Below are 25,404 nucleotides of genomic sequence, written 5' to 3' on the forward strand. Positions count from 1 at the left end.
AATGAACATAGACAACATACGCGAAGATATTATTAGAAGTTTAATACTGTGGATAGAACAAAATTTAGAGTCTGATTTATCTCTGGATATTGTTGCTGAACGTTCAGGTTATTCAAAGTGGCATCTTCAGCGTTTGTTTAAGATTCATACAGGAATTGTTCTCGGAAAATACATACGATCCCGCCGCCTGTCCTGTGCCGCCAGAGCATTACGCATAACAAACAGCAGTATTCTTGATATCTCCCTTAAATTTCGCTTTGATTCACAACAAACATTTTGCCGGGCATTTAAATCTCAATTTACGATTACACCATCAGGCTACCGGAAAAAAATTGGCTGGGACACTACCGGGTTTTGCTTTCCTCTACGCCCGGACAGTGATATCCATATTCAATCTGATTTGATAGTACTTCAGGATTTGAAACTAATAGGCTCTGACCATTACTATCAAAAAAATATGACAGACCCGCATACTGAAACAACCCCATTTCGTCACCGGTTCTGGCATCAATTTTTCAGCGGCATTGATGCAATTCCCTGTGACCTGTACGCAATGCATGCTCCGTCAGTTTCCTCTGTAGATGACATTAATTATGTCTATACAACGGCAATTGATGAGTCATTATTATCCAAACAAGCCTCCCGCAGCTCTGCCCTCTCCGCCATTGCACTACAGGGGGGCAATTATCTCAGAATCAAAATAAACCCTGAAACACTGGCGGAAGATACGCATGACTATAATCATATAATCCATTCTGCTTATGAAAAAATATTGCCAAAATTTAATATGTTACGTAGAAGAGGACCGGACATTGAGCACTATAAACTAACGACCCCCTATACATATAGTGACTTTATGGCTGACGGTTTACCCTGTCTGAAAGAAATTAATTACTATATCCCGGTCATTTCATGACGCTGTATTTTGTTCAACTTTCAAGCTGGCCATCACCGTGATGGCATGGCTCACACCTGTGCCGTGTGAAAAGACAATTAAAGATCCCCGGATTATCGCCGATATTAATACTATCCCCTGCATATAGAGGCAATTTAACGTACTGATACTAATGGCACTTTACCTTACAACCATATATTATTATTTTTTTTATTAGGTAAGGTGATATTTACACCAATTTTACTCTTTATATGTGTTGTTTTGCGTTAACACCTTGAATTTTAACATGCATATATAATAGTAATAATTTGTAATATTTCAGATTCTTTGCTTTTTATAAAACTAACCAATTGAAATATAATGACTATTTTTATAATATTATGTAATAGATATTATATCCTTATGTTAAAAATATTTTATAAAAATGAAAATTACACCTTTAAATATAAAAATAAGCATGTAGTGCTTAAATATAATTTTCACTCTATTTAAGAGGGGTTTTTTGTATACAAAAATAGAAAACAATCAATATATAACGCCAATAAAATGCAGTTAAGCAATATTATTATCCACGTAACCACAATTGATTTTATTTTTATTTAATATTTTTAATGTTAAAATTCAAATGATTAAATACATATAGTTGAGAAAGTAATCATTTGGCATATATCTTTTAAAAATTAATGCTGTTTTATAAATTATAAAAACGGATGTTAAATAATTATCCTTACATTTCATAATATTATGATTATCATAAATAATGATAAATTGTAAAATCCATCATGTCATCTTTTGTTAATTTTAAAAAAAGATTACAACGATCAAAATATCATTATTAATAGGTTTTAACTATTAATAATTGACGTTTGATCGTTATAACTAACTTTACTTAACTCATCTAAGAGCTAATACTTAATCCCGAAACGCAACTGGCTATTTCCGGAAAATATTTTATTTTTGCTGATTTATTTGTCCTGATTTGTTAATCCATGCTATCTGATTATTTATTCAGGCAATCTTATTAGTCATTTTCTATAGAGAAAATTAATAAATTTTGAGTGTTGATCATGATGAATATAAATAAAATTGTTGGAAAACAAATAAGAGCAAACAGAAAAAAAACAGGGATTATCCGGTTCAGAACTAGGTGATAAGTTAAGATTAAGTCAACAACAAGTCTCACGTTACGAACGTGGTGAGTGTAATATACCATTGGATATGCTGTTTACCATATCCCTTGTTCTGGAAATACCTTTTGTAAAATTATTTGGCGATCTTAATAAAAGCATGAATTAATGTATTGATTTTTTTTATTTATAAATACACACAACACTAAAAATTGTGTCTGAAGATTAATGTCTTCAGACGTAGTGGTTTACTATTCTTCACAGATAGTAAAATTTAAAGATGGCGTTTATTTTTTAGGAATTCAGTATTATGAAATTAAATATTATTGGTGCATCTGTTGTTTCAGCATTATTATTTTCCGCAGCCGCGTCTGCTGACCCGGTAATCGTAAATGGCGGTACTGTTCATTTTAATGGTGAACTGGTTAACGCTGCGTGTGCAGTCAGCACCGATACCGGCAACCAGACCGTTGAATTAGGTCAGTACCGTACTGCTAAATTAGCAGCAGCCGGTGATATGACTACACCGGTTCCTTTCAAAATCAAATTAGTTGACTGTGACCCTACTGTTTCAGCGACTGCGGCAATCGCTTTCTCCGGCCAGAGCCTGACAGGTGATGCAACGTTATTAGCTGTTAATTCAGGCACTAACGCACCAGCAGCACAGAACGTCGGTATTCAGATCAGCGATACCGCATCTAAAGTATTACCGCCAAGTGGTGCAGAATTCTCTACCGCTAAAACCTTACTCGAAGGAACGAATACCTTAGATTTCACTGCCCGTTATGTTGCTAAAGGCGCAACAACACCGGGTCAGGCAAATGCTGATGCAACGTTTGTTGTTAAATACGAATAAGTTAAATACGAATAACAAATTACGTTCAGTAATTAAATAATTAAAAGCTCTCTCTGTATAAAGTTAATTTTATATTAGCTTTATCGACGGATCATATCTGTAAAAAGGAACAGAGAGAGTTTTATAACTGATTTATGAAATACCATACTCTATGCGTTATTTCTGACAGAAAATATCAAGAGGTATCTTCGTGATTTCTTACTTTAAAAATAGTGCATGGATATTGTTTTTTTATATTATTTTCAGGGTTTGGTTATTCAGCTTCAAGTCAGAATACCGGCATTGCGCTGGGTGCAACGCGTGTTATTTATCCTCTGAATGCAAAACAGACTTCATTGTCTGTCATTAATCACAGCCCGAAAGAACGTTTCCTGATTAACTCCTGGGTTGAAAACGAAAACGGAAAAGAGAAAAATTTCGTTATTACACCGCCGCTGTTTGTTATGGAATCAAACAGCGAGAATACCCTGCGTATTGTTAATTTGGCAGATAATCTGCCCAAAGATCGCGAATCTATTTTTTGGCTGAATGTAAAAGCGATACCGTCTGTTGATAAAGATTCTCTTGAAGGAAAAAATGTTCTTCAACTCGCAATTTTATCGCGGATAAAATTATTTGTCAGACCGGATAATTTATCAATCCAGACCGAAGATGCCGCTGAACAAATTAAAATAAATCAGAAAGGCGGAACCATCTATATTGATAATCCGTCCCCTTATTACACCACTCTCGTCAATATCGTTTTAGACGGACACCCTCTCGATAATGTCATGGTCGCTCCCTTTACCATACACCAGATACAGGGCAAAAGCGGGCAAAAACTGACATACCAAAGCATCAATGATTACGGCGGATTACGTAAACAACGCGAAGTCAGTCTGAAATAAGTCGTTAGTGATTAATTTTTATTCAGGGAATACGGTGAAATGAGTAACATTAAAAAGGTCTTCACTTACACACCGGTTTATATTGCTGTGCTTGCGGCAGTAGCCTATCTTTTGCCTGCGGGAACCGCTGGTGCGAAACCCTCTTTTAATGCCGCCTTTTTATCTGATGACCTCTCTGATACGGATGTATCTGACCTGTCCCGTTTTGAAACCGGCGGTTATCAGCCTCCCGGCAATTATCTGGTTGAAGTAGCGGTTAATGGTGAATTTGTTTCATCATCAGAGATAAGCTTTACCGAACATAAAAATAAAGACGGTGAGCCGGTTTTATTTCCCTGCTTCAGTGCAGAAACAATTATGAGTTTCGGCGTTACTATCGCAAAACCGGAAGAATTAAGCGATCAAGAAAAACAATGCTTTCCGTTTACGCAAAAAATTCCGGGATCGGAATACCATTTCGACTTTCAAAAACAACGTCTGACTATCAGTTTTCCGCAGGCCAGCCTGTCCGGTCAGGCGCGCGGTTATATTTCACCTGATAAGTGGGAGTCCGGTATTCCGGCACTGTTTGTTAATTACTTTGCTTCAGGGAATAATAACTCGGATAACACCAGCAGTTATTATGTCAGTCTTAACTCCGGATTTAACCTCGGTGTCTGGCAATTCCGTCAGTCAAGCGCCTGGAATTACAATAAAAATAAAAGTACCAGCAGCAGCCAGTGGCGCAGTCTGATGAATTATGTCCAGCGGCCGATTATTGCACTGAAAAGCCAACTGGTTATCGGTGATGGTAACTCAGACGGTAATGTGTTTGATTCTGCCGGCTTTCGTGGTGTGCGCATGTTTTCTGTCGATAACATGTACCCGGACAGCCAGCAGGGCTATGCCCCGACGGTTCGCGGAATGGCAAAAACCGATGCAAAAGTGGTTATCCGTCAGAACGGATATGTAATCTATCAGGTCTATGTGCCGCCGGGTCCATTTATTATCAATGACCTGAACCCTGCCACATCCAGCGGTGACTTGCAGGTTACCGTAGAAGAAAATGATGGTTCAACTCAGCGCTATGTTGTGCCTTATTCAACATTGCCGGTTTTACAACGTGAAGGCCGGGTAAAATATGATGTTATGGCCGGTGAATTCCGCAGTGGTAACAGTAATCAGAATACACCGACATTTGTTCAGGCAACATTGCTTGCCGGTTTATCACGTGACGTATCTGTCTATACCGGGACACAGCTTGCGGATAAATATAAAGCGATATTAGTGGGCGTTGGTCAGAACATCGGGCAATTCGGTGCATTTTCATTTGATATTACCCATGCAAACAGTGAATTAGCCGATGGCTCCCGCCATAAGGGTCAGTCATTACGTTTCCTTTATGCAAAATCACTGAATACAACCGGAACAACATTCCAGTTATTAGGTTACCGTTACTCCACCAAAGGTTTTTATACGTTAAATGATGTCGCATATAAACAGATGAGCGGCTATGAATTTGCGCCTGACGGCGAAGACGGTGATAACAGCAAACCTATTATTATTAATTACCATAATCTGCTTTATAACAAAAAAAGGTCGCTTCCAGGTCAATCTTTCGCAGTCATTCGATAACTACGGATCACTGTATTTATCCGGCAACCAGCAATCGTACTGGGACAAAAGTGGTAAAGATGAATGGTATCAGGCGGGTTATTCCAACAGCTGGAATGGCATGAATTATTCAATCTCACTGAGTACCACCAAAGCGCTGGAAATTAAAGAGCGCGATAACATGATCTCAATGAATATTTCGGTTCCGTTCTCTTCATTTTCATCCGGAAATGCACGGAGCAACAGTGCCTTTAATAATGCTTACGCCACATTCTCTGCCACTAATAACTCCGGCGGACGAAAAGCGTATCGTGCAGGCATTAACGGAACACTTCTGGAAGACAGAAACCTGAGTTATACCGTTTCGCAGGGGCATATCAGCCAACAGGGATATAACGGCTCAGCCGGTCTGGATTATCAGGGAACATACGGCGATTTCGGGGTCAGTTATAACTACGATCCGGATCAAAACCAGCTGAACTACCGGGCTTCCGGCGCATTACTGGTTCATGAGAACGGGGTCACGTTAGGACAGTCGCTGAATGAAACCACGGTGCTGGTTAAAGCACCCGGTGCCGCCGGTGTTTCTGTCGAAAACTATACCGGGGTGAAAACGGACTGGCGTGGTTACGCTCTTGTGCCTTATGCCTCGGCTTACCGGAACAACCGTATTGCCCTGAATCCGGATTCATTCAGTGACAATACCGAGATTAAAAACAATGTGCAGAATGTCGTGCCGGTCAGTGGTGCCATTGTCCGGGCATCATTTGATACCAGTATCGGTATCCGCGCACTCATCACGCTGACCCGTGACGGCAAGCCTATCCGCTTCGGTAGTATGGTGCAGGAAACCGGCTCGCAGATAAACAGCATCGTCGCTGATGACGGGCGCGTGTATCTGACCGGTCTGCCGCTGAGCGGAAAACTTCTTGTGCAATGGGGAAATACCCCGGCTGACCAATGTACTGCGCCTTATGACTTTACCCGTCAGGAATTAAACGGGCCGTTACTCCGTGCAGCGCTTGAATGTAAATAGAGAGTTAATGATGAAAAAAAATATACTGGGCTCCGTTATTAATGACATTTTTACCTCTCCCTGCGCTGGCGGTGGTATGCAGCAATGCATCCGGCGGAGTCGGTGAAGTTTATTATGACCTGTCAAAAAGCTTTTCTTCAGCAAATAACCAGGTCGGGCAGGTAGTGCAAATGGCCAAAAACTTTACTGAGCGGGTCGACGGTGTATGTCCGGTGCATAAAGGAAACAGTACCACTATGCGAAGCTATGTGGCAAATACCCCCGTGGTGGAAACGGAAGGAAAATATAAATATCTGAAGCTCAATGATTATCTGATTGGTGCAATGAGCATCACTGACAGTTATTCAGGGACATTTTATCCGCCGCAGGAATATGTTCAGATGGGAATGCACCCTAACGTGGTATTAGGAAAACCGTTCGGGATTCAGGACAGCAACTTTGTTTTCCGTCTGAAAGTCACCCGCCGTTTTGTTGACCAGGTTGTCATTCCGAAGAAAACACTCTTTACCGTGTATGTCACCACAAATTATGGCGAGGCATTAAGTACGCCTGTTTATACCATCAGTTACAGCGGTAATATTAATGTTCCGCAAAACTGTAAAATTGGCGTGAACGATATTGTTGTTATAGATTTTGGTAAAATTGGCTCTCAGCTTTTCAGTCAGGCCGGCGCCGGTAATAAGCCTGATGGTGTAAATAAGAAAACAGAAAATATCGCGATTCAGTGTACGAATGTCGAAGCAAAAGCCTATCTGACATTACGTATTGAAGCTGAAAAAGTTCAGGGGAAAATGATTGTCTCGGATAATCCGGATGTCGGATTTATGGTCGGTGACAGCAGCGGCAACGCATTAACACCAAATAATATCAGTAGCCTTATCCCTTTCCAGCTTGACGGCACTGGCGCCTCCCGTACAACTATTACTGCCTGGCCCGTTAGTGTTACGGGAAATAAACCGAAAGAAGGCAGATTTCAATCCCGTGGTTATTTACGCGTTGACTATCAATAGGCCGGAAGATGAAAAAAATATTAAATCCGGTGTTACTGATAATCGCATCCGGATTACTTAGCCCACATTTTGCAACCGCTTATGAACTCGGCAGAGTGAACCTTCAGTTATCCGGTGAAATTGTGGCTTATACCTGCGGTGTGGAAGTTTCTCAGGCAAATAAAAAAGTCGATTTGGGTCGCTGGCCACTGAAAAACCTGAAAGCAACAGGCGACAGAACGCAATCGATGCCATTTGGTTTTCAGCTGCAAAATTGCCCGCCCTCCTCTTCCGTTACTATGGTCTTCAGCGGAAAGAAAGATAAGGAGGATAATACATTGCTGGCACTCACAGAGGGAGCCGCTGCTGCAAAATCAGTGGCAGTTGAAATACTGGACAATCAGAGAAAACGTCTGCCGCTTGATACCAAAAGCCCGAAAATTGCTATGGATATTAACGGAAACGGACAGGCTCAGTTCTATGCAAACTATATTGCCACTGGCAGTCAACCGACACCCGGTATCGCAGATGCTGATGCTACCTTTATGATTACTTACGAGTAATCACTCGTTCCGGCTTTTCCCGTCAGCGCTGTTTGCTCAACAACTGACGGGGATTTTGTGCTGTTTTTTTTTAAAGATGCATTTAAAATGCTTTTTTATATCCGCTAAATTTCATAAGATAGTTCCCTAAACATGCGTTCATGTTCAGGAGAAAACAGATGGACCGCATTATTATTCCCACGCATTATATTCATATCCGCAGCACACCTCTCTGGACCAAAGAGACAGCCCCGAAATCTATCTGGCAGAGGCACCTGGACAAAGGGACACGCCAGGGCGTTTATCCTAAGCTCTCTGTCATGCAGGGAACAATCATTTATTATGCCTATGCTGATGAAATAAGCCCGGAACCGACAGACACGCTGATTATTGAGGCCGGTCAGTTCGGTGTCTTTCCTCCCGAAACCTGGCACCGGATAGAAGCGATGACAGATAATACGGTATTTAATGTCGATTTTTATGTCGCCCCGGAAATTCTGACTGAGGAGTAACACAATGATGAATGAAGAAAATAAAGGTTATCTGTTAGCGCTCATCAATGATGTTAATAAGGTTAAGGCAGAGAAAGTCTTTCTTAATCCTAAAAAAACTGTACATTCCTGAGATAGCTAATGAAGAAATGTCATTGCTGATTAAAGAATTAGGTAATAAAGAGAGTATCAATGACAGTACATTTACTGTCACCATCACAAATCAGAACAATGGTGTTTCTGTTGATAAAGAGATTGATTCCGTTGATGCTTTATCCGATCCGGAAATAACCTCACAGGTCATTAAAGATCTGATAAACATCATACGCGGTTATGATATGGATGAAGAAATCAATATCTGCGGCTGGTAAACAGCAGACAGGTACAGTGAGGTGGCCGCTATATCTGCCGCCACCTTCGTTATTTATACCTGCCTTAAAACAGGATGATATGCAAAACAGTGCGCAGCAAAATGCCGACAAGCACGGCCGGAATCACATATCTGAATAAACGGACAAACCGGGAACTGATTCCCAGAAAAATACCAATCCCCGGCAGGTCAAACGTCTGGATTAATAATCCAGCGGATGCATTTATCTGATTTGCCGTTACCATTCCCTGCTGAGCCAAATCCGATATTACACCAAAATATGCCGTTCCTCCGGCCACACATTTCACCAATGCAGGAAGAACAAAAATATCCGGAATATGCAACAACTGAAGTAACGGCATCAATATATGATGGAGCCATTCAATCAGCCCGGCGGACTGCATAAGCCCCACAATGCTTAATGACAAAATAAGCATCGGGATAGCCCCGAGCGCCAGACGAATAGCATCGGCCCCTGCACTGTTTATGACAGACAACAGCCCCTGATTATTTTGTTCAGCATCCGGAAGCGGCTCTGCGCTGGTCGTTTCAATGGCCGACAATTTTCGCCCGGTAATATACCAGGTAAATGCTGCCGCACACAAACCACCGAGTATTGAAACCGAGATTGATGTCATCCAATGAAGGCCGAACGGCATTAAGGGATAAAACACATTCCCCTGTCCCATCGCAAAACACATCGCCAGCGTTGCTGCCATGTGGCGATCAGAAACGCCCCGTTTATCCATAATGGATAATGTTGCGAGCGGAGCTGCAAAACTGACAAAATTTATCTGGATCAGCGCAAATGCGCTCATACCGGTCAATCCGAATGGTTTGAGTAATGGCGCCAGCCAGCGGACTATCACATCCAGAACACCTCTTACCGAGAGGTACTTCATTATGATAAGCATGACGACCATAATCGGTAATAAAGTATAAAGTGCGACATCAACGGATGATTTTCCCGCTGATATGATGATACTAATAACGTCCATTTATCTGTCACTGCATATAAGTCAATTGATTGTCAGGATTATAAACCTGCCAATCTATAAGTAATTTACTTTTTTCAGGCAACTAAAATAAAGAAAATAAATCTGACATATCCGTTATATTCAGATGATAAGTTCGATAAAATGAATGAAAATGAAATTATAACGCGCAATAAGGTTTTGGTGGGAAGTGTCAAAAAATATCCGGCAATAAAACGCATTGCCGGATATTTCTCCGCAGGAGATTCAGTATCCTGAATAACTAATGATTATTACCAGTGATAGGAGTAACTCAGACCAACCTGCACACCGTCATTACGATAATCCGTAGTGTGGTAACCCACATTTGCGCGCAGTGTGGAATCCGGTGTAATAGCATAATTCAGACCGGCATGAACATAGGGTTTTACACTCTGACTTTCCCCGCGATCATAAATATAATCCGAATCGTTCACATAGCGGATAAGCCCGGTGAAAGCATCCCGTTTATGATTAATCCGGATATCAGCACCAATACCACCATCGAGTTCGATACTTTCATTAACGCGATGATTTATATTAACGCCAAGCTGTAAATCAAGATTTTTATTTCCTGTCCGACCATAGGCCGCGGGGAAATTGATATTATCCGATTCAGTATAACCCGCACGGCTGACATCATGATATTTCAGTGCCGCCAGCGGTGTTATTTTAGTCTGCTCACTGAGCGATATACCATAACCCGTCTGCAAGCTGACATAGTAGCCTTTAATATCTGAGTTACCTTTACCTTCCTCGGAATTTTTTTGAGCTTTACGGGTAATCTCCAGCCCCTGTTGTAAGAATGCAGCAGAAAGCTCAGAACTGAATCCGGTATTATCCATATTCTCCTGATAACGCAACCAGGCACCTACAGCAGGATGATTACTTCCCCGGGTATCATAGCCTTCTGCCAAATTAGTATTATTGGTAAAATTTAAAGAGGCACCTGCTGTCCAGTTTTCTGCACGTAAACGGAATGAACCAAATAAACCGGTCGCAACACGATTATTTTTCTGCACACTATCGTATTGCGTAAACAGACCAACACAATAACTGTCACTGCCCATCTGACAGCGGCTGTCGGCCAGGTTATATAGTGCCGTCTGATAAAGATCCAGAATCTGATCACTGTTATTTGCCATCTTACGGAGAGACTGACGTGTTTTATTCACGTCAACAGGATTTGAGATCTCCGGTCCGATCGGTTTCAGTGGCTCTACAGGCGTCGGTGGTATTACCGGTTTCGATGGATCAAGTGGCGTCAGCGGTATTACCGGCTTCGATGGTTCAAGCGGCGTCAGTGGTATTACCGGCTTCGATGGCTCAAGCGGCGTCAGTGGTATTACCGGCTCAGGAGTATAATTCAGCTTCCACAAAACAGCGGTTGTTTCATTATTATCACCCTGGACATAACCCGCTACTACTTTACCGTCATCAGAAATAGTTTCTGCGCTGGACTCACCCGCCAGATTATTTTCTAACGGTTTTAATTCATACATCTTCTTTTCATCTGATACATACACAAATGCGCGTGAATAATCATCTTCATTTGATGACGACCCAACAATAAACTGACCATCGCGGGAGACAGAAGATGCCATTGAAAAGCCGCTGTTATCTTTTCTTAATGTCCCCAGATCTCGCATTCCTTCAATATCAGTATGACGGAAAGCATGCATATCACCATTTTCATTTGCACCAGACCAACCGACCGTTACAAGGCCATTTGAAGAAATGGCATTTGCACTGGACTCACCGTCATTATCGTTTATTAAAGAACCTAAACTAACGACACCGGTAAAATCAGTATATTTAAATGCCTGCAAATTATTTTGTTGAGTTGTTGCTCTGCCAACAATAACACTACCATCTGAATTAACACCGTTAGCACTGGAAAATTCAGTGCTACCTGAATCTAACAGTAAAAAACCTTTCTCTTCGGAAAAACGAAATGCACGGTTGTCAGCAATACCAACCATCGTTTTACCATCACCTGAAATCGCACTCGACGATGTTTCACTGAATGAAGGGTAATCTGACAGATATAAATATCCGGTGTTTGTATTATAAATATAAGCCTGTGATACTCCGCTACTATTCATATCACGGATAGAGCCAGTAATGACATTTCCGTCAGCAGAGATCCCTGTAATATACGTATTTTTACCTTCTGCCTGTATTTTTGATAAATCAACAGATTGGCCATTTTTTATCAGGAAAGGGCGGTAACTGTCAGACGCGATTTCATACGTACCGCCGACAACACTACCGTCAGCTGAAATTGCGGTTGCCTGCCCGATCGTTTCAAGAGCAGACAGTTCATAATCCATTGCTGCAAAAGAGAATGAGGTTCCTGAAAAAAAATATTAATGCTAATAACGATTTTTTTAAATACTTTCTGTTTATTCGTGGACATAAAAACTCAAATAGTGTTTAGCGATTTTAATAAAATTATCCGCATTGATTTAATATAAAAAAAACCAATAAGACAATTAGTTACTTTCTGTGCACTTATTACATTAATGACAATAGAAAAGCTATCATTTAAGCCTATATTAATAGGGCGATTATAGTTTGTGAAATATTGACTCTTGATATTTAATAAATTAAAAAAAATAAAATTTTGTCGATCAGGATTTTAATATACCTTCCTGATCACAAAGAGATATAATGTCTTTTAAAAACCAATTAATATTAGTTCGGAATATAATTGATATATTTACTAAAGTAACAATATCAATACGACTGATTCCACGCTCATAACAAGAGTACTGCTGCTGGCTGACGCCGAGAAGTGCAGCAACCTCCCGCCCTGATAAATGTTTTTCCTTTCGTTTATCAAATATACGCTTTCTTATTATCACACTTATATTATCTTTTATTTCATCGATACTGGTCATGCTAAATAACCCCGGAGAGGTATATATTTAATATTACAACAGAAGAGATCACTGTTTTATAAAAATATAATGATAGTTTAATCCACAATGAGTAGATAACATTCACTTCAGATAAATATCAATAATATCTGTCATAGATGCCCTGATGATTAGATTACTGCCTCCGTGATATCTGTATTTATCCGATATCACGGCTTACCGGCATAATTCACCAGACAGTCAAAACCATACTATCGGCACCAAGTTTTGGTTTAAACCAGAGTCGCTAATTTATTGGATTTTTCTTACTAAGACAAACAAAAAAATGTTCATAAGATGTGATTTTTGTTAAAAATAAAATTAAAAACTAACAATGATTTAAAATACGCACATAGTAGGTATTTAATTCTACAAACCATCAGTTATCGGAATAAAAAAACTGACATTACCAGTATGTACGCAATGTAAGACTAATAATATCAGAGTTGGCAGATCAATATACGAATGCATAATCGATTGAATTTAAACTTATTTTATTGGTATAAGAGGAAAAAATAAGCAGCAGAAGAACAGTACCGGGTCAAAAATGACATATCAGATAAGCACCCCGCCACCTGTTAGCTTAAGTTAACTATATCGTATTAAATCTGGCCGTTTTGATGTCGCTGTCATTTTCCGGTTGCATTGTGAAATACTGAAAGGATCCTGCCAGAGCTTACCCGGGTTATCAGTAATTACCAAACACACCAACTATCCGGAAATTCCGGATAGTTGAACCCGCTATGTTCTAAATTTGTTTTAACAATTTAATGTCCAGTACATCAAGTTTTCCATCAATTTTATTAAGTAATTCTTTAAAATGCAGAGTCTCATTATGCTCATCTAAAGCATCCTGTGACTTCCATATTTCAAAAAACACATAGGTTCCATCGTGTTTTATATCCTGGTGTAACTCATATTTAATGTTTCCGGCTTCCAGGCGGCTCGGTATTACAACTGCCTTGAGTGCATCACAGACAGCATCTTTGTATTCTTCTTTTGCTACCATTGTTGCAATAATACGGATCTCATTCATGTCCTGCTCCATCAGCTCTTAAAGAGACAAAATACACTATACGAACAGCGTTATAACAATATATAACTTAATAAATTTCAGCTATTAACGCTATCTCAACACAAACGCCGAATGGCAACTGAGCTACCGTATACGCATTACGACTATGTTTTCCGGCTTCTCCGAATACATCATGCATTAATTGTGAACAGGCGTTGGCAACCACATGTGGCTCTGTAAAATTCAGAGTTCCGTTAACCATGCAATTTATATTAACTATTTTTTTTACTTTTCCGAGGTCACTTAATGCTCCCTGCAATGTTCCGATTAAATCGATTGCAACTAAGCGGGCTACCTTTGCTCCCTGTTCAGTCGTCATATCATCGCCGAGCTTACCAATAACTAAGTGACCATCTATTTTTGGTATATGGCCGGATAATGTAATTAATTTATCAGAAATAACATAGGGTTCAAACTTTGCATCAGGTACAGTTACAGATGGTAATTCAATACCCAATGATTTCAGGCGATCATATGCGTTCACGGATTACTCCTCTCATAATTAAAAATTAAACTATCCCGGCCTGCCTTCTTATTGGCTCATTTAATGGCGGGTGGCTCGTGCTATTTTTGAGTTAACCTGTAACTACCATCAATCAATGATTTAAGTTCAGATTCACTAAAATTATTATCCAATTTTATGGTAATCCAGTGCTCTTTATTCATATGATACGCAGGGAAAATGCCCTCTTTCAAGCGAAGTGAACCGACCAGCTCAGGCTCAACCTTAACATCTACGATATCAATGATAGTCCCCGAGTCACCCTCATGTAATTTATCCGCAGATACATCCATAATGAGCGCAAACCACTTAGAACTGCCCTGATGTCTGAATACAACATAATTTGGGTATTTATCCCATGGATACTCAGGAGATACCCCATAATTATTTTGGATATAATTTATCAGATCATTCCTTTTCATGTTGCCACCTTAAATGAATTATCGACTATTACAGTTAACGCCATTTATCGCAGTCAATCAAGCTGACTAATCGGTTCCTGCTGATCAACGCGCTTGATGCGCGCAGATCAGCTTTTCATGAATAGGTAGTCGCAAAAGAAAAAAGGTCACACATGGCGACCTCTGGAATATTAATATGAAAACGAAACACTTAACTTAAGCAAAATCACACACTATAGTTGTAATTGACAACACCTGGTACGTTATAATTGATATTTACAATATTTATTGCCAGTTATATTAATGTCATGACTGGCTTTTTTTTCGTGCTCAACACCTGAACTCTCCGGAAATTCCGGAGAGTTGAACCTGTAAGCTATCGTTACAAGTTAAAATTAGCTTCTTTAATACACTTTAATAAAAAAAATATCATATAGATACATTTGTTATAGTCCAGGAACTAGTTCCATAAATATAATTAATGCATATTTTCACTCTCAATAGGTGCGCTAAATTAAGTACCTGTGCTACATCCCTGGTGGCGGCTGAAAATGACCAATCATTACTACTATTGATATTCGTCCCAGTTTCATCAATAATATTAAACCTGTACATATTGCCATCAACTTTAGTATTTTTAACATATGCATCACAGCTATTATCACTCTTTGCAAAAGATGCAATCGGAGAGAAAAGAGACAATGCCAAAGCCATCGCCATAATTTTTTTCATATAAAACTCCTAAATAAAATAAAATAAAAATCATCAATCAAGAGTATACATCGAAGAGATGTAAATCGGATTACTGCCTTTTTGACCAATATTGACGCGTACTTTTTTTATTTTGTGTATATGATGTGAAAACAAACAGCAATGCATTTGGCGTTGTTGTGCATGCAGTGTAATTCTTATCGGTTGCCAATCCCTTACCCGTGACACATACTTCTCCAGTAAAACTATAAGAAAAATGTTTAATTGTGCCATCCTCTAGTCCGGATGCCCAAGAGCCTCCACGACTAATATCAGGCGAAACTTCATCCGCGAATGCATAATTTACTGTAAATATAGTAATGAAAAATACAAATAAAGTTTTAATCATAACAATGCTCCATTAATCAATAGTTCTTTAAGACTATAAGTAATTTACTATTTAATTCTTTAATGACACTTTCTGTAAATACAGAGTAGGAAACGCTTTTACACTCCGGCCCTTTTCTTAGTAAATTATCACAACCATCAAAACCAAAATATATTCCGACCGGATTGTCGTCATACCTTCCGAAAAAATTAACGGGCAGATTATCTACAGATTGAGTTGGCACTAAATAATCGGAGTTAACAGATGGAACTGTATGAACAAAGTGCTCATTTTCATGCACTGTGGTATTATGCATTTCAATCTGACCGTTAACCCACCGAATCTCTCTTGCTCTTATTATTTGACTGCTGTTTATAGCTGCTCTACTGACATATTCAAACTGCCAGCTATATCTGCTGTAAATATTTAAACTTTGTGTAGCAATAGCTGACGTAAAATTATGAGTAACTGCTGCGTTTAGTAATGAACTATTTACATCATAAAAATTATTATTTGGAACTATCTCATACAGCCACGCTACATCATCATCTGAAGGCATTACATCTGCGGCAATTTGTGCAGCAGATCGTGGATTAGATGTAGTACCTATTAACCCATCAGTTCTATTTCTTAATGTATCCCCAATGATATGCGGCAATAGCTCTGTATTGTTTCCCCACGGCGTGAACCCGCTGTTAAAAACTACATCCGGATGTCTATAGTCCACCCGGTAAACCACTTCAGGTGTAAATGCAAAAGATAGCGGTGTAATTATTGCAGCGAAGAAAAAAAAACAAATAACTAATAAGTTTATTCATAAAACTCCTTATTTTATTCCGGCATTTTTCCGCCTACTATTTTATTAACACATAATACTCATACATCTGATTTAGATTAATACTATCGTTATATGACACGATGTGGAATACTTGATTTTCTTGAGATGTATTTCTGTATATAACGCTAGTTATATACAGCAGGCAAACATAAAATTCGTAGAGCCTGTAATTTAAATTGTGTAATTGCCTGTTTTTGATATGTTCACTCCAACAATGGAGACAGGCAAATTATGGACGAAAAGAAACTCAAAAACCTCACAGTCGGTAATCCCCCCGAAAAACCAGAGTGTTCATAAGTGGAATTTTCTCGTAACATGAATCGGGGAGATTTATATGAAAAAATCACGTTTTACCGACAGTCAGATCATCGCTATTCTGAAACAGGCTGAAGCCGGAACACCGGTTCCCGAGCTTTGTCGTGAGCACAGTATGAGCAGCGCGAGCTTTTATAAATGGCGTTCACGTTTCGGCGGAATGGATGCTTCCATGGTCGCCCGTCTCAAAGAACTTGAGGATGAAAACCGGCGACTGAAAAAAATGTATCCCGAAGAACAACTTAAATCCGAAATCATTCAGGAAGCCATGCAAAAAAAGTGGTAACCACGCCACAGCGTCGTCTGTTGGCTCAGAATGCCGTGGCGAGCAGCGGTATTAGTATCCGTCTAGCCTGTGAAATATTCTGTATCAGCAACAGCGGTTACCGTTATCAGTCAAAACTTAGCGATGAAAATCAGCTCATTGCCGATTTACTGACAGAACAAACGACAAAAAATAACCAGTCGGAATTTGGATTATGTTTTTTATTTCTGCGGAATGTAAAAGGCTTCCGCTGGAATCATAAACGTGTTTACCGTATTTATTGTGAACTGAAACTGAATTTACGGATTAAGCCAAAAGCCCGGATTATCCTATTACCACCGGCTCCGCGGACAGTGCCGGAAATGATTAATCAGACCTGGTCAATGGATTTTATGCATGACCAGTTGAGTGATGACAGAACATTCCGGACATTCAATGTGATTGATGATTTTAACCGTGAAGCACTGGCCATTGATGTGGATTTTTCATTACCGGCCGCGCGGGTTATCCGTTCGCTGGAACAGATTATTGAATGGCGTGGAAAACCGGATTGTATTCGTTGTGATAACGGCCCGAAATATCTGAGCCATCAGTTGCAGGAATGGGCAATAAACAGAAAGATAACACTGTTGTATATTCAGCCCGGAAAACCACAGCAGAATGCATATATTGAACGCTTTAACAGGACAATGCGCTATGACTGGCTGAACCAGACTATTTTTAGCCACATTAGGGAAGTACAGGAAGTCGCAACAAATTGGTTATGGCATTATAATCATGAGCGACCTCACATGGGTCTGGGCGGTATTACGCCGATGCAAAGACGAGCTCAGTTAACCATATTCTACTGAAAACCTCTGTTTAAAATGGGGGAATTACCAGGTGATAAATGTCCGAAGTGCGGAGAAATGACCTACTCACTCGACAGAACGGAACCCGACCCAATGTTTGGCGACATGGGGGTCAATAGGGACGACTGCAAATGTTCTTCATGTGAGTATGAGACATTTAAACAGCAGTAAATAAAATACGCTGGGTCAGGTGGCTCAACAGCCAACCCGGCGTATATGGAAAAAAGCCGCACACAGCTCTTGTGTTAAGTGATCACGAGGTGATTAATACTGTGGCGGCTTATATATTACTGCATAAAAATAGTATGTTAATACTAATTATTAGACTCAATAAATTGAACCTATAATCAAACATTCATTATTTATGAATATATACACTCTGAATATTATTAGTATTTTGATACTGGCAAATATCTATATACATTGATGAATGGTATGCACTTGTTACCAGATCTAAAACTCCCTCAGAATTTTTATGCATATTAAATGTACGTCCATCCGCAAGTGTGACCTTATGTGGATATTCATCTTTATTATTAAAATGCGATACCGCCATTATTGATTTGATATATTGCTTTTCAAGTATATTTGTTTTATCAATGTTACATAATGATTTTTTTTAACTTCATTCCATCGTGAGATTTTATAAAAACATCATAATCATGTTCCTGACTGTTGCTACTGCTCCATGTTTTAATAGCCTTAATCTGAATGCCACCAAACGAAGCCGTTCCCTCTATTACTGATTTCACAAGAACAACACAACGTGACGCAGAAGTATAGTCTTCTCTGTCACTCAAACAGGCCCGTATTGTTGGTTCTTTAGGATAGTAATGGTCAACATTAGTGTGAATACTAAAATATAACTCTTCGCCACCATTACTCAGAAATGTATAATTAACTTTTGCCTCCGGGCCTGTGAGCGCGACACCTTTTGTATAATATCGATCTTTGTTTGCCTGAGCTATTTCATTACTTGGTTCATCTCCCCAGCGACCATAAATTAACTCTTTTGAATATAGATGTAATTTAGTTTCCATATTATTTATCACATTTACAACCATGGCTTGCGTTGCCTTTCTAGTTTCACCTACGTTACTTTCTGAAGCAAAAGATGACATAGAAAAAAAGTAATGAACATATAATTAATATAGATTTCTTTAATTTGAACATAATGACAACATCCTTATTTGCTTGATAAGAAATTAATAAAGCCATCCCAACACCCCAGAGTCCATGATCTGGAATCATCAATTAATTGGTCTGGCAGTTGATATGTCGGAACCACTCTACGGTCAGAAGCTACGCCCACTGTAGTTAAGTGAACTTGAACATTAGTTATAGGTAGATCCATTTCTGTAGGAACAATAGGACTATCATATACTTCCGCATTTCCGTGAGTGTAATATGGGTTAACTCGAAATGGCTCAGTAACCCGCTGGCCTTGTTCATTAATATGATAAGCCGTAACGCCATAAATTTGTGTTGGATCTATATGTCTCAGTGCAGAGTACTCAACCTCACCACCAAGTAAACTACGATAATAATTAGTTAAGGTTAGATTCTCTCGTTCATAAAGCGTATTAATTAAATCACTTATATAATAAAAGTTACGGCTTGGTCTAATGTGATAAATATAGAAACGTCCACTTGCACTTGTGCGTATTCCGCGATCTAAAAAGCGTTCAGCAGAATTTATGTTAGTTGATGTTGAAATAAAGGCTGTCGTTCTATCTCCACTGGCTGTTGTTACATCAGAAACATGATCTATCATATTAGGATTATTCCCCCATGATCTTAATCCAGATTTAAAAACCTCATCTGGCGATCTACCATCTGCCCGGTAAACCTTATCAATAGCTACTGCGCTCATAGATACTGAAATAAGACCGATTAAAATTAATATTTTTTTTAATCATTTGTATTCAATTCCTATTAAGTGGTCATAATAACCCATATTATTGAAGGTGTTATCTACACAAATATTAACCTTATTTCTGATAAAATGAGCGCTCTTTGCTACATTAAATAAATAATAATCATCTTTACCCACGTGAAAATTCTTATTAATACCATTTAACCCAGTAATAGATATGCCACCTAATACATCTTTATTTGCCACTCCAAAAATATCTGTAATTTCTCTATCAGGAATAAACTCCCTATTTTTTGAGTCACAGAACACTTTTAATGCAGTTGTTGTTTCAGAGGTAGCAGCATTACTAGTACCAGCAAACGAATTAAGTGTCAAAAAAAAAGCATGTTAAAACTAATAACTTTCTCATATTAAAATCCTTTATATAAAAAAATTAAGATTATTATACTCCAACAATAATTAACTCATATTAAGAGTAACAAATGTTTATTATTTTTTTGGCAATATAATTAGAAGAATAAGCAATTTCATGCTTAAAAAAAGAATAACACATGTAAAATTTAAAACGTAAAACGTAAAACGTAAAACGTAAAACGTAAAACGTAAAACGTAAAACGTAAAACGCACAATTATATGAGAATAATATAATTTTTCGCAGTCGAGTTCACACTTTCTAAATAATATTTCACTAAATAAAAAACTTACTTTTTTAAACTTATAAAAATAAAAACTCTGAACGCAGTTCTGACAATCTGGCTGCCCATGTATTTATCAATGGAACTCAGAAAATCAGGTAATTCACTAACCATCAAATGAGCATAATGTTCACGTTTGTGCGGGATAAACGCTCCCGCTAAATCCGGTGCCGGGTTATATTCCGCCCGTCCGGTAATAATGGCGTATTTCCATAATGGAAAGCACTTCTAATAATTCCAGGGGCTTGATATCAGTGATCGGGCGATCACCTATATAAGGAAATACATCTTTTTCAAATGCGTCCATCATGTCGTCACGATATCCGACAGACCAGCGGTCTTTACGCCCGCCAAACCATTCAAGTGCGATATTTTTAAAGGTATTAATGCTGTCAGCTTTGGCTGATTGCCGCTGCTCTTTCTTTTTTTCTCCGGGATCAATCCCATCGAACAACAGGCGTTTTACTTCATCTCTTTTTCTTCTGGCATCGGCAAGTGTTGCCACTGGATAAACACCAATAGAAAACAGTTTTTCTTTGCCACCAAAGCGGTATTTTAGTCGCCAATATTTACTTCCGCTGGTTTTGACAAGCAGGTACAGTCCGCCACCATCAGAGAGCTTATAATCCTTCTCTTTGGCTTTACTGGCATCAATTTGTTTTACCGTGAGCTTCATAAAGGGGAGGGGTAGCTATCAAGAGATGCCAGGAGACATCAGGAGACGCTAATTTTGCTGTAACGCTTGATTTATCTGAGTTTGAGAGACTTCACAGGATGGTGGGAGACGTTGAAATGGCGGAGGAGGAGAGATTCGAACTCTCGGATGGTTACCCATCGGCGGTTTTCAAGACCGCTGCCTTCAGCCGCTCGGCCACCCCTCCGCAATGACGTGCACTATAGACCCCTCCCTGTGTTCTGTAAAGTCCCCCTGCTTCTGAATGTTGAAAATTTAGCCATATCTCAATGTGTTAGCTCTATTTTTCATCATCATTGCCGATTTATCTGTCTGAAGGCTTGGGATACTCCCTGTTTTTTGCTACATTTTCAGTCTCACCACTTATCAGGTTTATCAGGTTCCGATTATGTTTGTGTTTGAAGGGCGTGAAATCGCCACCGATGCTCAGGGCTATTTGCTCAATGTTCAGGATTGGCAGGAAAGTATGGTGCCGCTGCTGGCTGAGCAGGAAGACATTTCTCTGACAGAGCAGCACCGGGAAGTCATCCGGTTTGTGCGGGAGTTTTATCTGGAATTCAACACGTCACCGGCTATCCGTATGCTGGTGAAAGCCATCACACAAAAGTATGGCGAAGATCGGGGGAACAGCCGCTATTTGTATCGTTTGTTCCCGAAAGGTCCTGCTAAGCAGGCAACAAAGCTGGCAGGTTTACCTAAGCCGGTAAGGTGTATCTGACACAGACCGGTTCTTGACATCCTCCATGTCCTAAAGGACATGGATTCCTACTACGTTCAGACCAAAGTCTGAATCATTTCAGTGGGTTCCTGCTTCAACGGATGGTCTGACTGCACCATTCCTCCACAGGCGAGTACGGCATGCCCTGCCGCTAAAATATTACGTGCACCGTTGATATCGGCATTCGCGGTATATCCGCACGCCTGACACTCAAATTTGCTTTGCGACAGGCGGTTTTCTTTCGCTGTATGACTACAACAGGCGCATTTCTGGCTCGTATAGGCGGGGTTTATCGCTAATACCTGACCTCCCCGCCATCCTTGTTTGTACTCAAGTTGACGGCGGAGTTCATACCAACCCTGATCCAGTATTGAGCGATTCAGACCTGATTTTGCCCGCACATTGCGACCGTGTTGATCTGCTGTGCCTTTTGCTGATTTCGACATATTACTAACCTTCAAGTCCTCAATGACAATCATTGCGTGGTTTTTGCTGAGTGTCGTAGTGACTTTGTGAAGGTAGTCCTTGCGAATATTGGCAATATGGGAATGTAGTCGTTGGATTTTTCGTTTCTGCTTTTGCCAGTTGGCACTGAATTTCACTTTTCGGCTTAACTGCCGCTGGAGTATTGTTAATTTTTTCTGGTTGGTTTTAAAACTGTTTACCGGCTCAAACACAGTTCCGTCTGACAGCGTGGCGAGCTTTGTTACACCTGCATCCAATCCAATCATTGACGTTGAGTCGTGCTGTGCCTCTGGCTGTTCGTACTCTGTCTGGATGCTGATGTACCATTTGCCGCATGACTGGCTGACCGTGACATTTTTTACAACGCCCGGGACTTCACGACTGTTGCGATAGCGTATCCAACCTAGTTTTGGCAGGAAAATACAGCTGCTTTTCTGAGCTAGCTTAACGCCCTGCGGATAGCGAAAAGCATCGTTTGTACCTCTTTTTTTGAAACGGGGAAAAAAGGCTCGTTTATGAAAGAAATTTTTGTATGCGCGCTCAAGGTCTTTAAGGGACTGCTGAAGCGGTTGAGACGGGGCTTCTTTGAGCCATTGTGTATCGGTATCGGCTTTCCATTCAATAAGCCACGAGGTCATTTTGGTGTACGGAATATACTTATTGCCTGCCTCATGATTTTCATTTTGCAACGCTAACGCCCGATTGAAAACAAAACGACAAGCCCCGGCAAAGCGTCGCATATCACGCTCCTGCTGACCATTTGGTCTTAACCGGAATTTAAAGGCTTGTAGTCTTTTCATACTCACAATTATACTTTGGTCTATGAAAATAAAAACCGATAGTCGCCGTGGTAGACATTGTGTTTTCCTGATACACGTTCACTTAATATTTGTCGCAAAATACAGGCGAAAGATATTTGATCAGGATGCAATAGAAAGACTCCGAGGCTATTTTGCCAGTGTGTGTGCTGATTTTAATGTTGAACTCGTTGAGATGGATGGAGAACAAGACCATGTTCACTTGCTAATTAATTACCCGCCAAAATTAGCGGTATCTAATCTGGTTAACAGCCTCAAAGGGGTATCCAGTCGGTTGCTTCGCCGAGATCGCCCTGATATTGCGGATCGTTATTACTACAAGGGTGTTTTATGGAGTCCGAGCTATTTTGCTGCCAGTTGCGGTGGAGCGCCTCTTTCAATAATCAAACAATATATCGAACAACAGGAGACACCTGCCTGATCTTTAAAGCCCTTCGGGCTTTACAGCGTATTTTCGGTAACAGACCGGAAAATCGCGTCCGATATTCATTATGTCACTCCTTTTCATGTAATTATCACTATTTTAATCTTTATCGTTATCCGCCGATTGTAATTTACCGCAGTCGCCGATAACCTGAAATAGTCAGATACTACTGATTACAGAAATAGGAAATACCAATCTATAAAGGGATTGAATCTGTTATCAGTAACCCCCATATTAGTAACAGAGCAACGTTTCTTCGGAGGTGATTATGATGATTTCAAGTAAATTCGGTATCGGACAACAAGTTCGCCATAAGCTGCTTGGCTACCTGGGCGTGATTGTTGACATTGACCCTGAATACTCACTGGATCAGCCGGAAGAGGACGATATCGCATCCAATATGAACCTGCGCTCTGCGCCCTGGTATCACGTCGTGATGGAAGATGATGAGGGTGAACCTATCCATAGTTATCTGGCTGAAGCTCAGATTACTTATGAGATGGATAAAGACCACCCCGACAATATCACTATGGACGATCTGGCTGAATCTATCCGCAACCAACTGTTATCGCCCCGGTTGCGGAATTAGGGCTTAATACAAACAAGCCCCCGCCGCTCACATGACGGGGCTTTATTTCTTTCTTATTTTTCTAATCCCAGACGCGGAATTTCAATCTTCGGACATCTGTCCATAACAAAACGCAGCCCGGCATCTTCCGCCAGTGATTTTGCTTCCTCACTGATAACGCCCTGCTGTAACCACAACACCTTTGCGTGAACAGCAATGGCTTCCTGTGCAATACCGGGTGCTGCATCAGCATTGCGGAACACATCCACCATATCAACCGGTTCCGGAATATCCGCAAGTGTGGCGTAAACCATCTGACCTATCAGTGTCTTACCTGCAAGCTTAGGACTGACCGGGATGACCCGGTAGCCCTGACCAAGCAAATATTCCATCACATGAAAAACCGGGCGATCCGGTTTATCACTCGCGCCGACAACCGCAATTGTTTTTACCTGCTGAAGAATATCTGTCAAAACGGTATCATTCATATATGCCCCTTATCATAAGCCCGCAAATTAATCTGAATTTCTGAGTTATAACATAACGGATGGATAATCACCTGTTGGCGGGATGGTTTTTTTTCGCTTATGTTATTGAATAATATTTTATTCGTCTTATTCGCCGCAAAAAGAGAGCGTTATGGAATCCACAACCCGTGTACTGACCAAGCATAAAAAAAATTGCCCTTGTGGCGCATGACCATTACAAAACCAAATTACTGGACTGGGTTAAACGCAATCTGGCAGCATTACAGGAACATCAGCTCTTTGCCACCGGCACCACCGGGCTGCTTATCAGCCGGGAAACAGGGTTGGAGATTACCGGCATGCTGAGCGGGCCGATGGGTGGCGATCAGCAAATTGGCGCAATGATTGCGGAAGCAAAAATTGATGTGCTCATTTTTTTCTGGGATCCGCTCAATGCCGTACCGCATGATCCGGATGTCAAAGCACTGTTGCGCCTGGCGACCGTCTGGAATATCCCGGTCGCCACAAATATGTCCACCGCTGATTTTATTATTCATTCCCCGGATTTTGACAAAGATGTGGATATTGTCATCCCGGATTACGCCCGCTATTTAAGTGAGCGCGCACAATAAGA

25 protein-coding genes, 1 tRNA gene and 4 pseudogenes are annotated in these 25,404 nt (G+C 40.2%); 14 read left to right on the forward strand and 16 right to left on the reverse strand.

What is annotated here, in order from left to right; genetic code table 11:
- Window position 1 precedes the first annotated feature (1 nt).
- The 9 genes and pseudogenes from AYY16_RS07340 to AYY16_RS20980 all read left to right on the forward strand — a co-directional run bounded on the left by AYY16_RS07340 (window position 2) and on the right by AYY16_RS20980 (window position 8,787).
- Window positions 2-916 carry a helix-turn-helix domain-containing protein gene (locus tag AYY16_RS07340; RefSeq protein ID WP_067363984.1) on the forward strand — a complete coding sequence of 305 codons (915 nt, stop codon included), beginning with the start codon at window positions 2-4 and terminating at the stop codon, window positions 914-916.
- 1,107 nt (window positions 917-2,023) lie between these two features.
- Window positions 2,024-2,191, forward strand: a pseudogene (locus AYY16_RS20970) (helix-turn-helix domain-containing protein); the annotation flags it as partial.
- Between the two features lie 141 nt (window positions 2,192-2,332).
- The gene (gene fimA / locus AYY16_RS07345) at window positions 2,333-2,878 is read left to right on the forward strand and encodes a type 1 fimbrial major subunit FimA (protein WP_067363987.1); all 546 of its coding nucleotides are present in this window, start codon (window positions 2,333-2,335) and stop codon (window positions 2,876-2,878) included.
- 209 nt (window positions 2,879-3,087) lie between these two features.
- Complete coding sequence (locus AYY16_RS07350; protein ID WP_067363989.1) at window positions 3,088-3,765, forward strand: fimbria/pilus periplasmic chaperone; 678 nt, start codon at window positions 3,088-3,090, stop codon at window positions 3,763-3,765.
- Window positions 3,766-3,813: 48 nt separating this feature from the next.
- Window positions 3,814-6,394, forward strand: a pseudogene (gene fimD / locus AYY16_RS21690) (outer membrane usher protein FimD).
- A 41-nt stretch (window positions 6,395-6,435) separates the two neighbouring features.
- Window positions 6,436-7,404 (forward strand): fimbrial protein, encoded by a 969-nt coding sequence (locus AYY16_RS07360; RefSeq protein ID WP_067363992.1) that lies wholly within the window; start codon window positions 6,436-6,438, stop codon window positions 7,402-7,404.
- Window positions 7,405-7,412: 8 nt separating this feature from the next.
- Entirely contained in the window at window positions 7,413-7,946 is a 534-nt protein-coding gene (gene sfmF, locus AYY16_RS07365; protein ID WP_067363995.1) for a fimbria assembly protein, read from the forward strand.
- 158 nt (window positions 7,947-8,104) lie between these two features.
- Window positions 8,105-8,437: a DUF1971 domain-containing protein gene (locus tag AYY16_RS07370; RefSeq protein ID WP_067363998.1), complete on the forward strand. Its 333-nt coding sequence runs from the start codon at window positions 8,105-8,107 to the stop codon at window positions 8,435-8,437.
- Window positions 8,438-8,565: 128 nt separating this feature from the next.
- On the forward strand, window positions 8,566-8,787 hold the full coding sequence (locus tag AYY16_RS20980; RefSeq protein WP_235846238.1) for a DUF1869 domain-containing protein: 222 nt from the start codon (window positions 8,566-8,568) through the stop codon (window positions 8,785-8,787).
- Window positions 8,788-8,851: 64 nt separating this feature from the next.
- Here AYY16_RS20980 and AYY16_RS07380 read toward each other — a convergent pair whose 3' ends face one another.
- From AYY16_RS07380 to AYY16_RS07415, 9 genes are all read right to left on the reverse strand, one after another.
- Entirely contained in the window at window positions 8,852-9,784 is a 933-nt protein-coding gene (locus tag AYY16_RS07380; RefSeq protein WP_067364002.1) for a nucleoside recognition domain-containing protein, read from the reverse strand.
- Window positions 9,785-10,053: 269 nt separating this feature from the next.
- The gene (locus tag AYY16_RS07385; RefSeq protein WP_156664968.1) at window positions 10,054-12,132 is read right to left on the reverse strand and encodes an autotransporter domain-containing protein; all 2,079 of its coding nucleotides are present in this window, start codon (window positions 12,130-12,132) and stop codon (window positions 10,054-10,056) included.
- 300 nt (window positions 12,133-12,432) lie between these two features.
- Window positions 12,433-12,702, reverse strand: coding sequence for a helix-turn-helix domain-containing protein (locus tag AYY16_RS07390; RefSeq protein ID WP_067364005.1), 270 nt, complete (start codon window positions 12,700-12,702; stop codon window positions 12,433-12,435).
- Between the two features lie 766 nt (window positions 12,703-13,468).
- Window positions 13,469-13,756, reverse strand: coding sequence for a putative quinol monooxygenase (locus tag AYY16_RS07395; RefSeq protein ID WP_067364008.1), 288 nt, complete (start codon window positions 13,754-13,756; stop codon window positions 13,469-13,471).
- Between the two features lie 67 nt (window positions 13,757-13,823).
- A complete protein-coding gene (locus AYY16_RS07400) occupies window positions 13,824-14,279 on the reverse strand; it encodes a RidA family protein (RefSeq protein ID WP_067364011.1) in 456 nt (151 codons plus the stop codon).
- 80 nt (window positions 14,280-14,359) lie between these two features.
- Entirely contained in the window at window positions 14,360-14,719 is a 360-nt protein-coding gene (locus tag AYY16_RS07405) for an MmcQ/YjbR family DNA-binding protein (protein ID WP_067364014.1), read from the reverse strand.
- A gap of 408 nt (window positions 14,720-15,127) precedes the next feature.
- The gene (locus AYY16_RS07410; RefSeq protein ID WP_067364020.1) at window positions 15,128-15,430 is read right to left on the reverse strand and encodes a hypothetical protein; all 303 of its coding nucleotides are present in this window, start codon (window positions 15,428-15,430) and stop codon (window positions 15,128-15,130) included.
- 70 nt (window positions 15,431-15,500) lie between these two features.
- Window positions 15,501-15,797, reverse strand: a complete 297-nt coding sequence (locus AYY16_RS20200; protein WP_156664969.1) for a hypothetical protein — start codon at window positions 15,795-15,797, stop codon at window positions 15,501-15,503.
- A gap of 16 nt (window positions 15,798-15,813) precedes the next feature.
- A complete protein-coding gene (locus AYY16_RS07415) occupies window positions 15,814-16,590 on the reverse strand; it encodes an enterotoxin A family protein (RefSeq protein WP_082970626.1) in 777 nt (258 codons plus the stop codon).
- A gap of 358 nt (window positions 16,591-16,948) precedes the next feature.
- Between AYY16_RS07415 and AYY16_RS07425 the strand changes: the two genes are divergently transcribed.
- Window positions 16,949-18,045 (forward strand): IS3 family transposase gene (locus tag AYY16_RS07425; RefSeq protein WP_150384582.1). Its coding sequence is split into 2 segments (ribosomal slippage): window positions 16,949-17,201 and window positions 17,201-18,045, totalling 1,098 coding nucleotides; the frame shifts between segments, so codons are not numbered across the junction.
- A 602-nt stretch (window positions 18,046-18,647) separates the two neighbouring features.
- Here AYY16_RS07425 and AYY16_RS07430 read toward each other — a convergent pair.
- The 5 genes and pseudogenes from AYY16_RS07430 to AYY16_RS07445 form a co-directional block, all read right to left on the reverse strand.
- Window positions 18,648-19,109: a hypothetical protein gene (locus AYY16_RS07430; protein WP_067364032.1), complete on the reverse strand. Its 462-nt coding sequence runs from the start codon at window positions 19,107-19,109 to the stop codon at window positions 18,648-18,650.
- Window positions 19,110-19,231: 122 nt separating this feature from the next.
- Window positions 19,232-19,951 carry an enterotoxin A family protein gene (locus AYY16_RS19655; RefSeq protein WP_328585668.1) on the reverse strand — a complete coding sequence of 240 codons (720 nt, stop codon included), beginning with the start codon at window positions 19,949-19,951 and terminating at the stop codon, window positions 19,232-19,234.
- A 9-nt stretch (window positions 19,952-19,960) separates the two neighbouring features.
- Complete coding sequence (locus AYY16_RS07435) at window positions 19,961-20,296, reverse strand: hypothetical protein (RefSeq protein ID WP_067364035.1); 336 nt, start codon at window positions 20,294-20,296, stop codon at window positions 19,961-19,963.
- Between the two features lie 332 nt (window positions 20,297-20,628).
- Window positions 20,629-21,292, reverse strand: a pseudogene (locus AYY16_RS07440) (tyrosine-type recombinase/integrase); the annotation flags it as partial.
- A 117-nt stretch (window positions 21,293-21,409) separates the two neighbouring features.
- Window positions 21,410-21,497, reverse strand: a tRNA-Ser gene (locus tag AYY16_RS07445).
- 201 nt (window positions 21,498-21,698) lie between these two features.
- On the opposite strand from AYY16_RS07445, the gene AYY16_RS07450 reads away from it, so the two are divergent.
- Window positions 21,699-22,028: a TusE/DsrC/DsvC family sulfur relay protein gene (locus tag AYY16_RS07450; RefSeq protein ID WP_067364041.1), complete on the forward strand. Its 330-nt coding sequence runs from the start codon at window positions 21,699-21,701 to the stop codon at window positions 22,026-22,028.
- 56 nt (window positions 22,029-22,084) lie between these two features.
- Here AYY16_RS07450 and AYY16_RS07455 read toward each other — a convergent pair whose 3' ends face one another.
- Window positions 22,085-23,293, reverse strand: coding sequence for an RNA-guided endonuclease InsQ/TnpB family protein (locus AYY16_RS07455; RefSeq protein WP_067364044.1), 1,209 nt, complete (start codon window positions 23,291-23,293; stop codon window positions 22,085-22,087).
- Between the two features lie 22 nt (window positions 23,294-23,315).
- On the opposite strand from AYY16_RS07455, the gene tnpA reads away from it, so the two are divergent.
- Window positions 23,316-23,732: an IS200/IS605 family transposase gene (gene tnpA, locus AYY16_RS07460; RefSeq protein ID WP_067364047.1), complete on the forward strand. Its 417-nt coding sequence runs from the start codon at window positions 23,316-23,318 to the stop codon at window positions 23,730-23,732.
- Window positions 23,733-24,003: 271 nt separating this feature from the next.
- Window positions 24,004-24,324, forward strand: coding sequence for a heat shock protein HspQ (gene hspQ / locus AYY16_RS07465; protein ID WP_190973062.1), 321 nt, complete (start codon window positions 24,004-24,006; stop codon window positions 24,322-24,324).
- Between the two features lie 53 nt (window positions 24,325-24,377).
- Here the strand turns inward: hspQ and AYY16_RS07470 are convergent, their stop codons facing one another.
- Complete coding sequence (locus AYY16_RS07470) at window positions 24,378-24,791, reverse strand: CoA-binding protein (protein WP_067364050.1); 414 nt, start codon at window positions 24,789-24,791, stop codon at window positions 24,378-24,380.
- Window positions 24,792-24,942: 151 nt separating this feature from the next.
- Between AYY16_RS07470 and AYY16_RS07475 the strand changes: the two are divergent.
- Window positions 24,943-25,402: pseudogene (locus AYY16_RS07475) on the forward strand (methylglyoxal synthase).
- Window positions 25,403-25,404: the final 2 nt, after the last annotated feature.

Source organism: Morganella psychrotolerans (genome assembly GCF_001676155.1).
Taxonomy (GTDB): Bacteria; Pseudomonadota; Gammaproteobacteria; order Enterobacterales; family Enterobacteriaceae; genus Morganella; species Morganella psychrotolerans.

Excerpts from the sequence above, each read along its gene's own strand:
- AYY16_RS07360 (WP_067363992.1), top strand. The coding sequence starts at position 6,436 with ATGACATTTTTACCTCTCCCTGCGCTGGCGGTGGTATGCAGCAATGCA.
- AYY16_RS20980 (WP_235846238.1), top strand. The coding sequence starts at position 8,566 with ATGTCATTGCTGATTAAAGAATTAGGTAATAAAGAGAGTATCAATGAC.
- AYY16_RS20200 (WP_156664969.1), bottom strand. The coding sequence starts at position 15,797 with ATGATTAAAACTTTATTTGTATTTTTCATTACTATATTTACAGTAAAT.
- tnpA (WP_067364047.1), top strand. The coding sequence starts at position 23,316 with ATGAAAATAAAAACCGATAGTCGCCGTGGTAGACATTGTGTTTTCCTG.
- AYY16_RS07470 (WP_067364050.1), bottom strand. The coding sequence starts at position 24,791 with ATGAATGATACCGTTTTGACAGATATTCTTCAGCAGGTAAAAACAATT.
- AYY16_RS07380 (WP_067364002.1), bottom strand. The coding sequence starts at position 9,784 with ATGGACGTTATTAGTATCATCATATCAGCGGGAAAATCATCCGTTGAT.
- AYY16_RS07390 (WP_067364005.1), bottom strand. The coding sequence starts at position 12,702 with ATGACCAGTATCGATGAAATAAAAGATAATATAAGTGTGATAATAAGA.
- hspQ (WP_190973062.1), top strand. The coding sequence starts at position 24,004 with ATGATGATTTCAAGTAAATTCGGTATCGGACAACAAGTTCGCCATAAG.
- AYY16_RS07340 (WP_067363984.1), top strand. The coding sequence starts at position 2 with ATGAACATAGACAACATACGCGAAGATATTATTAGAAGTTTAATACTG.
- AYY16_RS07370 (WP_067363998.1), top strand. The coding sequence starts at position 8,105 with ATGGACCGCATTATTATTCCCACGCATTATATTCATATCCGCAGCACA.
- sfmF (WP_067363995.1), top strand. The coding sequence starts at position 7,413 with ATGAAAAAAATATTAAATCCGGTGTTACTGATAATCGCATCCGGATTA.
- fimA (WP_067363987.1), top strand. The coding sequence starts at position 2,333 with ATGAAATTAAATATTATTGGTGCATCTGTTGTTTCAGCATTATTATTT.
- AYY16_RS07385 (WP_156664968.1), bottom strand. The coding sequence starts at position 12,132 with ATGGATTATGAACTGTCTGCTCTTGAAACGATCGGGCAGGCAACCGCA.
- AYY16_RS07455 (WP_067364044.1), bottom strand. The coding sequence starts at position 23,293 with ATGAAAAGACTACAAGCCTTTAAATTCCGGTTAAGACCAAATGGTCAG.
- AYY16_RS07395 (WP_067364008.1), bottom strand. The coding sequence starts at position 13,756 with ATGAATGAGATCCGTATTATTGCAACAATGGTAGCAAAAGAAGAATAC.
- AYY16_RS07405 (WP_067364014.1), bottom strand. The coding sequence starts at position 14,719 with ATGAAAAGGAATGATCTGATAAATTATATCCAAAATAATTATGGGGTA.
- AYY16_RS07410 (WP_067364020.1), bottom strand. The coding sequence starts at position 15,430 with ATGAAAAAAATTATGGCGATGGCTTTGGCATTGTCTCTTTTCTCTCCG.
- AYY16_RS07430 (WP_067364032.1), bottom strand. The coding sequence starts at position 19,109 with ATGGTTGTAAATGTGATAAATAATATGGAAACTAAATTACATCTATAT.
- AYY16_RS07450 (WP_067364041.1), top strand. The coding sequence starts at position 21,699 with ATGTTTGTGTTTGAAGGGCGTGAAATCGCCACCGATGCTCAGGGCTAT.